This window comes from Bradyrhizobium sp., assembly GCF_049586575.1.
Classification (GTDB): Bacteria; Pseudomonadota; Alphaproteobacteria; order Rhizobiales; family Xanthobacteraceae; genus Bradyrhizobium.
In genome coordinates, this window is sequence record NZ_JBAVCF010000344.1 from 1 (window position 1) to 13,979 (window position 13,979).

The following is a 13,979-nucleotide window of genomic DNA, read 5'->3' on the forward strand; positions in this document are numbered from 1 at the left end:
TGGCATGGCTGGCATCGCCACGTGTCTATGGTGATGCTCGCCTTTGCCATGATGGCGGTGATCCGCCATCATGCCAATCCGCCGCAGCCAAAAAAAACGCAGCGCAGAACCACGGCGAAAACAAAAGCATCGCAGCCGCGTCATTGATCCGATGGTCAATCCAGGAAGTTCGGCGCATCGCCATCAGGCTCGCTCGAGAGCGGATCCAACCCGCACACATCATCGCATGGTCCCTATGGCGCAGAGCTCACCAGGCGAGCGCTCAACGGGCGCACCTCAAAGCAAAACGACAACTGTAATGCTAGTCTCTTGCGCGGTAGTGGCCGGATTTGCCGCCGATCTTCTCGATCAGGCGGATTCCCTCGATCCGCACGCCGCGCTCCACCGCCTTGATCATGTCGTAGATCGTGAGGCAGGCGACCGAGACGGCGGTCAGGGCTTCCATCTCGACTCCGGTCGGGCCGGTCACCTTGACGGTGGCCTGCACCCGGCAGCCGGGCAATTTCGGGTCGGGCGAGATGTCGAGCGTCACCTTGGACAATGCCAACGGGTGGCATAGCGGAATGAGCTCGGAGGTGCGCTTGGCTGCCATGATTCCAGCGATCCGCGCGGTCGCCAGCACGTCGCCCTTCTTGGCGTTGCCGGACACGATCAGGGCCAACGTCGCCTTGGTCATAACGACACGCCCTTCGGCCACCGCGGTCCGCTCGGTCGCGTCCTTGGCCGATACATCGACCATCCGCGCGTCGCCTTTGGCGTCGATATGGGTGAGGGCGGCCTTGCGCTGACTGGATTTCGTCGGGGATGGCCGGTGCGCCATGTTCCAGAGCTCCGATTCCGAAATTCGCATGATATCGCAGCCACCTCTGATGCGAACTTCGGAATCAAAGGAGCACTAGTGGAGTGGATTTGACATTCGCTACCCACCTGGCCGCGAGTTCGTCAAGCGAATGTCAAATCCAAAACTCCACTAGAAACTTATATTTGCTAGTGGTCCTTTTGATTCTAACATTCGCAAAAGTGGCCACTGAGACGGGATGCGAATGTTAGAATCGGACCACTAGCAACATATTAATTCTAGTGCGGCCTGGAATTTGAAGTTCCTGTAACGAACTTGCGCCGACACTCGTAGGAATTTCAATTCGCCGCATTAGCCGGCCTTTGTCGTACTGAGGGCGCCAGTGCGCGCGATCAACGCGCGCGTGGCGGCGGCCACGTCGGTCTGCCGCATCAGGCTTTCGCCGACGAGGAACGTCGATATGCCGACGCGCGCCAGCCGGGCCAGATCGGCCGGGGTGAAGATGCCGCTTTCTCCCACCATCAGGCGATCTCCGGGGATCAGCGGCGCCAACGCCTCGCTGGTCTCGAGCTTGGTCTCGAAGCTGCGCAGGTTGCGGTTGTTGACCCCGATCATCGGCGAACGAAGCCTGAGGGCACGTTCGAGTTCGCTGCGGTCGTGGATTTCGATCAGCACGTCCATGCCGTGGCTGAGCGCGGCGGCTTCGATGTCCTGCGCGGCGCTGTCTTCGAGCGCGGCCATGATGATGAGGATGCAGTCGGCGCCGTGGGCGCGGGCTTCCGTTACTTGATAAGTGTCGTAGATGAAATCCTTGCGCAGAACCGGCAGGCTCACCGCGGCGCGCGCGGCGACCATAAAATCCAGATGCCCCTGGAATGAAGGTGCATCGGTCAGGACCGACAGGCAGGCGGCGCCGCCGGACTCGTATGCTTTCGCCAGCGCCGGAGGATCGAAATCGGCTCGAATAAGCCCCCTGGAAGGTGAGGCCTTCTTGATTTCGGCGATCAGAGCGTAGTCGCCTCGCGCGATCTTTTGGCGGATCGCGGTGACAAAGCCGCGCGGCGTCGAGGCAGCCTTGGCGCGCGCCTCAAGGCTTGCCAGCGGCTGCGTGCGTTTGGCGGCGGCGATCTCCTCCCGCTTGTAGGTCTCGATCCGTTTCAGGATATCGGACATTGCCGGGTCCTTAACTGTTGGAGACCGCGACGAGGCGCTTCAGCCGCTCGGCCGCCGCGCCATCGTCGATCGATCGGGCGCCAAGCGTCAGGCCTTCCTTCAAGTCCTTGGCGCGGCCGGCGACGACCAGCGCTGCCGCCGCGTTGAGCAAAGCGACATCCCGATAGGGGCTCGGCATGCCGTCAAGAACGCTTCGCAGCGCAACGGCGTTGGCGGCGGCATCGCCACCCTTCAATGCTTCGCCCGCGACCCGTTTGAGGCCGACGTCTTCCGGAGTCACCTCGAAGGAGCGGATCGCGCCGTCTTCAAGCGCGGCAACGAAGGTCGGACCGGTGAGGGTGATCTCGTCGAGACCATCGGAGCCATGCACGACCCAAACGGCTTCGGAGCCAAGGTTTTTCAGAACCTGCGCCAGCGGCAGCACCCATTGCTTCGAGAAGACACCGACCATCTGCCGTTTGACCCCGGCGGGATTGGCAAGCGGCCCCAGCAGATTGAAGATCGTGCGTGTGGCGAGTTCGACGCGCGTCGGCCCGACGTTCTTCCAGGCTGGATGGTGGGAGGGCGCGAACATGAAGCCTATTCCGGCCTCCGCGATGCAGCGGCCGACCTGTTCGGGCGTGATGTCGATCTTGACTCCGAGCGACGACAGCACATCGGCGGCTCCTGAGCGCGACGACAGCGCGCGGTTGCCGTGCTTGGCGACAGGGACGCCTGTTCCGGCGACGATGAAGGACGCGCAGGTCGACACGTTGACCGACCCGGAACCGTCGCCACCCGTCCCGACCACGTCGACGGCGTTGGCTGGCGCCTTGACCTTCAACATTTTCGCGCGGACGGCGGAAACCGCGCCGGTGATTTCATCGACGGTCTCGCCGCGGACGCGAAGCGCCATCAACAAACCGCCCAGCTGCGAGGGGGTGGCTTCTCCGGACATCATGCGGTCGAAGGCGGATGCGGCCTCCTCACGCGAAAGCGTGGCGCCGGTAGCTACCTTGGCGATGATAGATTTGAGATCGTCCATCACATGCTTTCAGGAAAACGCAACAACCGGGCTTCCAGGCATCGGCGCTTTCGTCAGGGGATCAGTTGTTGCTTGCTCCGGTCACCTGCGCGAAGGCGGTTTCGTTGACGCTGGTCCCGATCACCGACTCCAGTTTGGTGACGTACTGGGCGAGCAGTTCATCGACCTGGGCGCGCTCGATAGTATCCTTCATTTTCTTCATGCTATCGGAGGCAAGATCGACCGGCGGCACCGTGATGTCGGTGACCCGGAACACGATCCAGCCGTTCGCGGCCGCATCGGGCGTCTGCCCCGGGGCATCCTTGGCGGTACGAAATGCGGCGGCGACCACGCCCGCGTTCAGGCCGGGCAGGGAGGCGTCGCGCTTGAAACTGGCAGCGGTCTCGACGTTCAGTCCAGCCTGCGTCGCCTCGTCCGCGAGCTTGCCGCCCTGTTCAAGCTTCTTGACCATCTCCGTCGCCTTGTCGCGCAACCGGCTCGAAATCTGATCGGCGCGCCATCGCGCTTCGACCTGATCCTTGACCTCATCCAGGCTGCGTTCGTGCGTCGGGGTGATGCCGATGACATCGTACCAGACATACCCGCCGTTATAGGAAATGGGGTCGTTGTCGACGCCGACGTCGCTGTTGAAAGCCTGCGAAACCACATCCAGCCCGTGCGGAATGTTTGCCGCCGGCTGTCCATTGGGCATGCGGCCCGACCGATCTACCGCCTCGATGGTCACGGGTGTCAGGCCAAGCTTCTGCGCGGCTTCGACCACGCTTGCCCCGCCACCGCGCTCGTCTTCCATCTTGTCCCGTAACTCTCCGACCTTGGCGCGCGCCCGCTCCTTTGCGATGTCGCGCTTGATCTGGGTCGCGTAGTCCTCATAGGTCGGCGTCACGCCGGGCTCGATCTTGCCGACCTTGACAAGTGCAAAACCGAATTTGCCGTGCTCGGGCTGGCTCACCTCGCCGGACGGCAATGAGAATGCGGCATCTGCGATCGCCGGATCGCCGATCGCCGATTTTGCGATCAGGCCGAGGTCGGTGTCAGACGGACTGAGACCCCGTTCCTTGGCGAGGTCTTCAAACGACAAGCCCGAAGCGATGCGGCTGCGCGCCGCGGCAGCCTCGCCCTCATTCGGGAATACAATTTGCTGGATCTCTCGCCGCTCGGGCGTTCCGAGCTGGTCGCGGCGCTGCTCAAAGGCCTTCCGCGCGTCTTCGTCGGAGACGTTTTCCCACTTGCCGATTTCCTCCGGCGTAATGGCGACAAAGGAAATCTTGCGATATTCGGGCGCGCGGAACAGCGTCTTGCGCTCGTCGAAATAGCTCGCGAGCGCTTCCGGCGATGGCGGGTCGATCGTACCGGCTTGCGCCGCGGTCAGCTTGACGTATTCGATCGAGCGCTGCTCGCTCTGGAATCGCGCCAGGGCTTCCAGCAGCACTTTCGGAGGCTCAACGCCCGCCGCAATCGTTCCGGCGATCTGACGCCGCAACGAGATCCGCCGCTGCTCGGCGAGAAAACGCTGCTCGCTGTAACCGAGCTGGCGGATCACGGCCTGGAAGCGCGTCGGGTCGAAGGCGCCGTTGACACCCTTGAAGTTCGGATCGTCCATGATCGTCTTCAGGGTTTCTTCGGTGGATTGCCCGAGCCCAAGTCGTCGGCTTTCTTCGTCGAGCGTTGTTTCCGCGATGGTCTGCTGGAGCACCTGGCGGTCAAGGCCGAGCGCGCGGGCTTGCTCGGACGTCAGCGGACGTCCAAACTGGCGGCCGATCTGTTGCAGCCGATCGGTGTAGGTCTGGCGGAATTGTTCGGTCGATATCTCGGTGTGCCCGACCTTCGCCAGGGTCGATTGACCGAAGCCCCTGAAGATATCCGCGATGCCCCAAATGCCGAAACTGACGATCAGGATGCCCATCACGGTGGCCATAATAATTTTGCCGAGCCAGTTTGATGAGGCTTTGCGTATTCCTCGAAGCATAGGGTCCAACTTGTTGGCAGGAGGGAACCGGAGGCTGCCCGTCGGAATTCGTTCTCGAATGCCGTAAAAGGGTGTCACCGGATTGATAACGCATCATAAAGTGACGGCCTTCTACCCGCAACCAGCGTAGTAGGCCAATTGAAAGAGTTAACGGCCCCGCAGCGGCCGTTTGAGCCGATCTGGCCGGGGTTGCCAGGCTCTGCTAGTGGAGTGGATCTGACATTCGCTCCCCATGACCGCGAAACTCGCGATGCGGATGTCAAATCCAAAAATCCACTAGAAACCTATATTTGCTGGTGATCCTTTGATTCTAACATTTGCAAAAGTGTCTGCCACACCGGGATGCAAATGTTAGAATCGGACCACTAGCGATGGCCTGACATCTTCCTGAAGGAACCAGCGGAATGAATTCGACCGTACGGCCCCTGATCGCCGGCAACTGGAAAATGAACGGCCTGCGTTCGTCGATGGCCGAAATCGAGGCCATGCTTGCGGGCGCCTCCAAGGTCACGGGGAAGGCCGACCTGCTGGTGTGTCCGCCCGCAACGCTGATTGCCGCATTTGCTGCGAAACTGGCGGGCTCGAAAGCGCTGGCGCTGGGCGGCCAGGATTGTCATCCCAAGGCCTCTGGAGCCCATACCGGCGACATCTCGGCCGAAATGCTGGCAGACGCCGGCGCCAGCGCCGTCATTGTCGGCCATTCGGAGCGGCGTGCGGAACATGGCGAAGGCGATGGCCTGGTGCGGCGGAAGGCAGAGGCGGCCTGGCGCGCAGGCTTGACGGCCATTGTCTGCATTGGCGAAACCCAGAGCCACCGCGATGCGGGCCAAACGCTCGATGTTTGCGGCGGTCAGCTTCAAGGCTCATTGCCCGATGGGGCACGGGCCGACAAACTGGTGGTGGCCTACGAGCCGATTTGGGCGATCGGCACCGGGCTGACGCCGACGGCTAAAGATGTCGAGCAAATTCATCAGTTTATCCGTAAATCTCTCAGCGCCCGGTTTAGCGGGGAGGGTGCCAAAATGCGCATCCTCTATGGTGGGTCGGTCAAGCCCTCGAATGCGCGGGAACTGATGGGGGTTGCTAATGTCAACGGCGCCCTGATCGGTGGGGCGAGCCTCAAGGCCACCGATTTCCTTGCGATTGCAGCCGATTGTCCCTAACTGATCACCAACTCTGCCGGGGGTGACAATGCCCGGTGCAATCGTGTAACACCCGGCCAAATTCAAATCCCGCAAAACCAAACCGTTGCCTGGCAGCCTTGGTTTGCGATGGAAGGTCGAAATGCAGACTGTCGTTATCGTAATCCACCTGATGATCGTCGCGACCTTGATCGCTACGGTGTTGCTGCAAAAATCCGAGGGCGGCGGCCTGGGCATTGGCGGCGGCGCCGGGTTCATGTCGAGCCGGGGCACAGCCAATCTCTTGAGCCGGACGACGGCGATCCTGGCGGCCGGCTTCTTCGTGACGAGCCTGTTTCTTTCGTGGCTCGCAAGCTACGACCGCAAGCCGAGTTCGATCATCCTGCCGACCACGCAGTCGCAGCCGGCGGGCGGCGCTACGCCAACGGTGCCCTCGAGCGGCGGCGGCGTTCTGGATTCTCTGAAGAAATCCGAGGAACGGCAAAGCCCGCCTGCTCCATCCGGTCCGGAAGCGCCGCGCTCGCAATAGGTGGCGTTCGCAATAAAGCAGGAAGGGTATGCAGCAGGGCGATCTACCAGGTTGCATCAGAGATCTATATCAAGGCACTGATATCTCATTGAATTTGGCGTCACCCACAGGCCGGGAAAATTTCACGGCAATGAGCCGATTCGTTTTGGCGAATCGCCGCTGTGGCCTTAAAGGTTGAGTCCCATGGCGCGGTACATCTTCATCACCGGCGGCGTGGTCTCCTCGCTCGGAAAAGGCTTGGCATCGGCGGCTCTTGGCGCGCTGTTGCAGGCGCGTGGCTACAAGGTTCGGCTACGCAAACTCGACCCCTATCTCAATCTCGATCCCGGAACGATGTCGCCCTATCAGCATGGCGAAGTGTTCGTGACCGACGATGGCGCGGAGACCGACCTCGACCTCGGTCACTATGAACGCTTCACCGGGCGTCCCGCCACCAAGGCAGACAGCATCACCACGGGGCGGATCTATCAGGACATCATCACCAAGGAGCGGCGCGGCGATTATCTCGGCGCGACCATCCAGGTGATCCCGCACGTGACCAACGCGATCAAGGATTTCATCCTCGACAGCAACGACGATTTCGACTTCGTGCTGTGCGAGATCGGCGGCACCGTCGGCGACATCGAAGGCCTGCCGTTTTTCGAAGCCATCCGCCAGGTCAAGAACGACCTGCCGCGCGATCACGCGATCTACATTCACCTGACGCTGCTGCCGTTCATCCCGAGCGCCGGCGAGCTGAAGACCAAGCCGACCCAGCATTCCGTCAAGGAGCTGCGTTCGATCGGCATTCAGCCCGATATCCTGTTGTGCCGCACCGATCGCCCTATCCCGAAGGAAGAACGCCGCAAGCTCGGCCTGTTCTGCAATGTGCGCGAGAGCGCCGTGATCGAAGCGCGCGACGTCGACAACATCTACGCGGTGCCAGAGGCCTACCATGCCGCCGGTCTCGACGACGAAGTGCTGGCGGCGTTCGGCATCACCGCCAAGATTCCGCCCAGCTTGCAAAGCTGGAACCTCATCAACGAGCGGATCAGAAATCCGGAAGGCCAGGTGACTATCGCCATCGTCGGCAAGTACACCGGGATGAAGGACGCTTATAAATCGCTGATCGAGGCGCTGTCACATGGTGGTATCGCCAACAAGGTGAAGGTCAATCTCGACTGGATCGAGAGTGAAGTCTTCGAGAATGAAGATCCGGCACCGTTCCTCGAGCACGTCAATGGCATTCTGGTGCCGGGTGGTTTCGGCCAGCGCGGCGCCGAGGGGAAGATTCGCGCCGCCCAGTTCGCGCGCGAGCGTGACGTGCCCTATTTCGGCATCTGCTTTGGCATGCAGATGGCCGTGATCGAGGCCGCCCGCAATCTGGTTGGTATCGCGGACGCCAATTCCACCGAGTTCGGGCCGACACCGGAGCCGGTCGTCGGCTTGATGACCGAATGGCTGCGGGGCAATGAATTGGAGCGGCGTTCGAAGAACGGCGATCTCGGCGGCACGATGCGGCTTGGCGCCTTTCCCGCGATCCTGCGGCGCGGCAGTCGGGTCTCGGCGATCTATGGCGGCGCGACCGAGATCTCGGAACGCCATCGTCACCGATATGAGGTCAATACCGCCTACAAGGATCGGCTCGAGCAGCAGGGGTTGCGTTTCTCCGGGCTTTCTCCCGACGGTATCTTGCCGGAGATCGTCGAATATGAGGACCATCCCTGGTTCATCGGCGTGCAATTCCACCCCGAGCTGAAGTCGCGGCCGTTCGAGCCGCACCCGCTGTTTGCCTCGTTCATCGAGGCCGCGATGGCGCAGTCGCGGCTGGTCTGATGCCACAAATGTCAGAATTGGAACGCTAGCGGCCTTTGACGGGCGCGCCGATACTTGCGACATAGCACTCCCCAAACACCGTCAAGAAGAGATCAGGGAGTACACCAATGATCTACGAAACCCGCGTCTATCGCTGCGTGCCGGGCCGGCTGCCCGCGCTGTTGAAGCGCTTTGAAACCATCACGCTGAAACTCTGGGAAAAGCACGGCATCCGCCAAGCCGGGTTTTTCACCACGCTGGTTGGTGAATCCAACCAGGAACTGACCTATCTGCTCGCCTGGGAATCGCTGGCCGACCGCGAGAAGAAATGGGCGGCGTTCCAGAGCGATCCCGCATGGATCGAGGCGCGGGCCAAGACGGAAGCCGACGGACAGATCGTCGACAACATCGTCAACCAGTTGCTGGTGCCGACCGCATTCTCATCCGTGAAGTAGCGCTCACGGGGACGGCCTAAGGTCCCGTAATGCCCCACGGTCTCGATCATGTCGTGCACGCGGTCCGCGACGTGGACGCGGCGGCGGATTTCTATGTCCGCGCCGGGTTCACGGTGGGCGGCCGCAACCGCCACCCCTGGGGCACGCACAACCGCATTGTGCAGTTGAAAAACTGTTTCGTCGAAATCCTGGAAGTCGCTGAGCAAGGGAAGATCGTCCCGCACGGCACGCGCTTTTTCTCGTTTGGCGCTTTCAATCGTGATTTCCTCGCCCGCCGCGAAGGCTTTTCGATGCTGCTGCTCAATAGCCGCGACGCTGCGCAGGACGCGCGCGCATTCGAAGCGGCAGGCATCGGAGCATTCGACGTGTTCGACTTCGCCCGCGAAGGCAAAAGGCCGGACGGCAGTGCGGTCAAGCTCGCTTTCTCTTTGGCCTTCGCGGCTGAGGCGAACTCGCCTGACGTGCGCTTTGCCGTCTGCCAGCATCATTTTCCGGAAAATTTCTGGAATCCAGCGTTTCAGAACCACGCCAATGGGGCGCAACGAGTGGCGGGCGTGTTGATGATCGCCAATCATCCCTCTAGCCATCGGGATTTTCTCAAAGCCTATACCGGCGCCAGCAAGGTCACCTCGGATGCGGCCGGCGTTAGCGCGCAAACCGAGAACGGCGACATCGAAATCCTGGAGCCTTCGGCTGCGAGCAATCTCTTGGGCATCCCCTTCAAGTCAGGCGGCGAGGGGATGACGTTCCGCGCCATGCGCTTCGCCGTTGCCGATCTGGCGCGAACGGAGGCCTTGCATCGGCAAAACGGGCTTGCCGTTCGGCGTCACGGCGAGAGGCTTGTCGTTCCGCCGGAAGAGGCCTTTGGCGCAACCCTGATATTCGAAGCACCAGAATTGAGTTGATCGGAGCGCTAGTGCCCGGCATGGTCGCGCCCGAACAGGACCCAGACCATTGAGCCCCGCCGTTTCCGCCGCAGAGATCGTCGATATTGGCCCGGTCAAATTCGGCAACGACTTGCCGATTTCGATCATCGCCGGTCCGTGCCAGCTCGAGAGCCGCGCGCATGCGCTTGAGGTGGCCTCTGCGCTGAAGGAGATCGCCGCGCGGCTTAAGATCGGGCTCATCTACAAGACCTCCTTCGACAAGGCCAATCGCACCAGCGCTTCCGCGGCGAGGGGAATTGGCCTTGCTCAGGCTTTGCCGATCTTTGCCGAGATCCGTTCGTCGATCGGATTGCCCGTTCTCACCGACGTGCACGAAGCCGCGCAGTGCGCGGAAGCAGCAAAAGCCGTCGATGTCTTGCAGATTCCGGCGTTCTTGTGCCGGCAGACCGATCTGCTATTGGCCGCGGCCGCCACCGGCAAGGCCGTCAACGTCAAAAAGGGGCAATTCCTGGCGCCGTGGGATATGGCCAACGTCGTCGCCAAGATCACCGGCGCCGGCAACTCGAAGGTGCTTGTCACCGAGCGCGGCGCGTCGTTCGGCTACAACACGCTGGTGTCCGACATGCGCGCACTGCCGATTTTGGCGCGCACCACCGGCGCACCCGTGATCTTCGATGCTACCCATTCGGTGCAGCAGCCCGGCGGCAAGGGCACGTCCTCAGGCGGCGAGCGTGAATTTGTCCCCGTGCTGGCGCGTGCTGCCGTTGCGGTCGGCGTCGCCGGAGTCTTTATCGAAACCCACCCCGATCCCGATCGTGCGCCGTCCGATGGCCCCAACATGGTGCCGCTGCGCGATTTCGAAGGTCTGCTGCGGACCTTGATGGCCTTCGATGCGGTAGCCAAGAAGGTTGACGCGAAGCATGTGACACGCTGATACCGCAGACCGCATTGCGGCCGCATGATCATATGCCGCACGCGATCAACGTCATCGCGAGGTCAGCCTCGGCCGCGATAGGGCGCAACACCCTGATCGGGAATCCACATTCCCTTGGGCAGCTTTCCCGTCTGCCAGAACACGTCGATCGGAATGCCGCCGCGCGGATACCAGTAACCGCCAATCCGCAAGAATTTCGGCTTGATCTCTGCCGCGATCCGTTTGCCGATCGCAACTGTGCAGTCCTCGTGGAAGGCGCCGTGATTGCGGAAGCTTGCGACATAGAGCTTGAGCGATTTCGATTCCAGCAGCCATTGGCCCGGGACATAATCAATCACGAGATGCGCAAAATCGGGCTGGCCGGTGACCGGGCAAAGCGATGTGAACTCGGGCGCCGTAAAGCGCACGACATAGTTGGTTTCTTTCTGCGGATTGGGAACACGGTCGAGCTTTGCGGTGTCTGGCGTTGCAGGCCATGCGACCGCGCGTCCGAGTTGCAAGCCGGACGGCAGTGACGTGGATTTTGACGCCTTTCGAGGCTTCGTCGCCATATTCGGTCTCCGTTGCGCACGTTATTAGCAACGCAACCTTTTCCGGGATAGGGGCTTGCTGTAGAAGCAGCGCACCTGCTTCCGACCACCCTTTCCAAATGAGGTACCCATGACTGCCATCGTCGACATCATCGGCCGCGAAATTCTCGATAGCCGCGGTAATCCCACCGTTGAAGTTGACGTGGTGCTGGAAGATGGTTCCGTCGGCCGCGCGGCGGTGCCGTCCGGCGCCTCGACGGGAGCGCATGAGGCGGTCGAACTGCGCGACGGCGACAAGGCGCGTTATCTTGGCAAGGGCGTGCAAAAGGCGGTCGCGGCCGTCAATGGCGAAATCTACGACGCGCTGAGCGATATCGCCGTCGAGCAGCAGGTCCAGATCGACCAGATCATGATCGATCTCGATGGGGCCGCGAACAAGAGCCGGCTGGGGGCCAATGCGATCCTGGGCGTTTCGCTCGCCTGCGCCAAAGCCGCAGCGGAGTCCTTTGACATGCCGCTCTATCGGTATGTCGGCGGCACTTCGGCGCGGACCTTGCCGGTGCCGATGATGAACATCATCAACGGCGGCGTGCACGCCGACAACCCGATCGACTTCCAGGAATTCATGATCATGCCGGTCGGTGCTGCGACCTTTGCCGATGCGTTGCGCTGTGGCTCGGAAATCTTCCACACCTTGCGATCGGAACTGAAGAAGGCCGGTCACAACACCAATGTCGGCGACGAAGGCGGATTTGCGCCGAACCTGCCATCGGCGGATGCAGCGCTCGAGTTCGTCATGGGTGCGATCGGCAAGGCCGGTTACAAAGCGGGCCACGACGTCATGCTGGCGCTCGACTGCGCCGCGACCGAGTTCTTCAAGGACGGCGCCTACGTCTATGGCGGCGAGAAGAAAACCCGCTCGCGCTCCGAACAGGCGAAATACCTGGCCGATCTGGCCGCGCGTTATCCGATCGTCTCGATCGAGGACGGCATGTCGGAAGATGACATGGATGGCTGGAAGGAATTGACCGATCTGATCGGCACGAAGTGCCAGCTCGTCGGCGACGACCTCTTTGTCACCAACGTGACGCGGCTGGCGGACGGCATCAAGAACGGCCGGGCCAATTCGATCCTGATCAAGGTCAACCAGATCGGCACGTTGACGGAGACGCTGAGCGCGGTCGAGATGGCCTACAAAGCCGGCTACACCGCCGTGATGTCGCACCGCTCGGGCGAGACCGAGGATTCCACGATTGCCGATCTCGCCGTCGCCACCAATTGCGGGCAGATCAAGACCGGCTCGCTGGCGCGGTCCGATCGCACCGCCAAATACAATCAGTTGCTGCGGATTGAGCAGCAATTGGGCAGCCAGGCAAAGTATGCAGGCCGGGCAGCCCTGAAGGCGCTCGCCTAAACCAGCTGCGTCGGAGACCAGCCGCGGGGCCGGGGGACTTGCGTTTCCCGGCCAATGGCAGATCATCTTTCGCAACAAAATATCGAACGGGAGGACTGAATGAGCGCCGATGGCAAAAGCGGGCTGCAACTGCGTTCGCTGATCAAGAAGAGCGGCGAACTGGAAATTTCGCTGCTTGAGATACCAACTCCCGAGCCTTCGGTGGATGAAGTGGTGGTTCGGGTTGAGGCGAGCCCGATCAACCCGTCTGACCTCGGCCTTTTGACAGGCGCCGCAGATATGACCACCGCCAAGGCGGCCGGCAGCAAGGATGCGCCTGTCATCACGGCGCGCGTTCCGGAAGCGGCGATGCGGGCGATGGCGGGGCGGCTCGATCAATCCATGCCGGTTGGAAATGAAGGCGCCGGCGTCGTCGTTCGGACTGGATCGTCGGACGCGGCCAAAGCGCTGATGGGAAAGACCGTCTCGGTGATCGGCGGTGCGATGTATTCCCAGTATCGCACCGTCAAGGCGTCCGACTGCATGGAGCTGCCGGCGGGGACGACCGCGGCCGATGGCGCGTCCTGGTTCGTCAATCCCTTCACTGCGCTCGGCATGGTCGAGACCATGCGGCGCGAGGGCCACAAGGCGCTGGTGCATACGGCAGCCGCCTCAAACCTTGGCCAGATGCTGAACAAGATCTGCATCAAGGACGGCATCGCTCTGGTCAATATCGTGCGCAAGCCCGAGCAAGCGGAAATCCTGCACAAGATCGGCGCGAAATATGTCGTGGATTCATCCTCGCCCACCTTCATGAACGACCTGACCAATGCGTTGGCCGAGACCGGCGCGACCATTGCTTTCGATGCGATCGGCGGCGGCAAGCTTGCTGGACAGATTCTCACGTGCATGGAGGCGGCGATCAACCGCGACGCCAAGGTTTACAGCCGCTACGGCTCCAATGTGCACAAGCAGGTCTATATTTATGGCGGCCTGGATCCCGGGCCGATCGAATTGAATCGCGCCTTCGGCATGATCTGGGGAGTCGGCGGCTGGCTCCTGTTTCCGTTCCTGATGAAGATCAGCGCGGACGACCGCCAGCGGCTTCGCGAGCGCGTGGCGAGCGAACTCAAGACGACCTTTGCGAGCCACTACACGCGGGTGGTTTCTTTGACTGAGGCGCTTCAGCTGTCGCATCTTGCGGTCTACGGCAAGCGCGCCACCGGTGAGAAATATCTGATCAACCCGAACAAGGCCTGATCGCGTCGGAAGCGATCGGAAGACACCCGCGTCGGTAGTCGTCCGGCGGATCAAGCCCAGGGAGTTGCTAGAAGAGATCTTTCAAAGGGGGGA

At 61.6% G+C, this 13,979-nt stretch carries 13 protein-coding genes and 1 pseudogene; 9 read left to right on the forward strand and 5 right to left on the reverse strand.

Annotated elements, in window-relative coordinates:
* Positions 1–147: pseudogene (locus WB528_RS13380) on the forward strand (IS701 family transposase); the annotation flags it as partial.
* A 154-nt stretch (positions 148–301) separates the two neighbouring features.
* Here the strand turns inward: WB528_RS13380 and moaC are convergent.
* The 4 genes from moaC to WB528_RS13400 all read right to left on the reverse strand — a co-directional run bounded on the left by moaC (position 302) and on the right by WB528_RS13400 (position 4,962).
* Positions 302–820, reverse strand: a complete 519-nt coding sequence (gene moaC / locus WB528_RS13385) for a cyclic pyranopterin monophosphate synthase MoaC (RefSeq protein WP_423888889.1) — start codon at positions 818–820, stop codon at positions 302–304.
* A 330-nt stretch (positions 821–1,150) separates the two neighbouring features.
* Positions 1,151–1,972: an indole-3-glycerol phosphate synthase TrpC gene (gene trpC, locus WB528_RS13390; RefSeq protein WP_423888890.1), complete on the reverse strand. Its 822-nt coding sequence runs from the start codon at positions 1,970–1,972 to the stop codon at positions 1,151–1,153.
* Positions 1,973–1,982: 10 nt separating this feature from the next.
* Complete coding sequence (trpD, locus tag WB528_RS13395; protein WP_423888891.1) at positions 1,983–2,996, reverse strand: anthranilate phosphoribosyltransferase; 1,014 nt, start codon at positions 2,994–2,996, stop codon at positions 1,983–1,985.
* A 61-nt stretch (positions 2,997–3,057) separates the two neighbouring features.
* On the reverse strand, positions 3,058–4,962 hold the full coding sequence (locus tag WB528_RS13400) for a SurA N-terminal domain-containing protein (RefSeq protein ID WP_423888892.1): 1,905 nt from the start codon (positions 4,960–4,962) through the stop codon (positions 3,058–3,060).
* A 404-nt stretch (positions 4,963–5,366) separates the two neighbouring features.
* On the opposite strand from WB528_RS13400, the gene tpiA reads away from it, so the two are divergent.
* From tpiA to kdsA, 6 genes are all read left to right on the forward strand, one after another.
* Complete coding sequence (gene tpiA / locus WB528_RS13405) at positions 5,367–6,125, forward strand: triose-phosphate isomerase (RefSeq protein ID WP_423888893.1); 759 nt, start codon at positions 5,367–5,369, stop codon at positions 6,123–6,125.
* Positions 6,126–6,246: 121 nt separating this feature from the next.
* Positions 6,247–6,633, forward strand: coding sequence for a preprotein translocase subunit SecG (secG, locus tag WB528_RS13410; protein WP_423888894.1), 387 nt, complete (start codon positions 6,247–6,249; stop codon positions 6,631–6,633).
* 183 nt (positions 6,634–6,816) lie between these two features.
* Complete coding sequence (locus WB528_RS13415) at positions 6,817–8,448, forward strand: CTP synthase (RefSeq protein WP_423888895.1); 1,632 nt, start codon at positions 6,817–6,819, stop codon at positions 8,446–8,448.
* A gap of 107 nt (positions 8,449–8,555) precedes the next feature.
* Positions 8,556–8,882, forward strand: a complete 327-nt coding sequence (locus WB528_RS13420) for an NIPSNAP family protein (protein WP_422255582.1) — start codon at positions 8,556–8,558, stop codon at positions 8,880–8,882.
* Positions 8,883–8,911: 29 nt separating this feature from the next.
* Positions 8,912–9,787 (forward strand): VOC family protein, encoded by an 876-nt coding sequence (locus WB528_RS13425; protein WP_423888896.1) that lies wholly within the window; start codon positions 8,912–8,914, stop codon positions 9,785–9,787.
* Between the two features lie 49 nt (positions 9,788–9,836).
* Positions 9,837–10,703: a 3-deoxy-8-phosphooctulonate synthase gene (gene kdsA / locus WB528_RS13430; protein WP_423888897.1), complete on the forward strand. Its 867-nt coding sequence runs from the start codon at positions 9,837–9,839 to the stop codon at positions 10,701–10,703.
* A 62-nt stretch (positions 10,704–10,765) separates the two neighbouring features.
* Here the strand turns inward: kdsA and queF are convergent, their stop codons facing one another.
* Positions 10,766–11,254, reverse strand: a complete 489-nt coding sequence (queF, locus tag WB528_RS13435) for a preQ(1) synthase (RefSeq protein WP_423888898.1) — start codon at positions 11,252–11,254, stop codon at positions 10,766–10,768.
* Positions 11,255–11,363: 109 nt separating this feature from the next.
* Here queF and eno point away from each other — a divergent pair, with 109 nt between their 5' ends.
* On the forward strand, positions 11,364–12,647 hold the full coding sequence (gene eno, locus WB528_RS13440) for a phosphopyruvate hydratase (protein ID WP_423888899.1): 1,284 nt from the start codon (positions 11,364–11,366) through the stop codon (positions 12,645–12,647).
* A 99-nt stretch (positions 12,648–12,746) separates the two neighbouring features.
* Positions 12,747–13,886: a zinc-binding dehydrogenase gene (locus WB528_RS13445; protein WP_423888900.1), complete on the forward strand. Its 1,140-nt coding sequence runs from the start codon at positions 12,747–12,749 to the stop codon at positions 13,884–13,886.
* Positions 13,887–13,979: the final 93 nt, after the last annotated feature.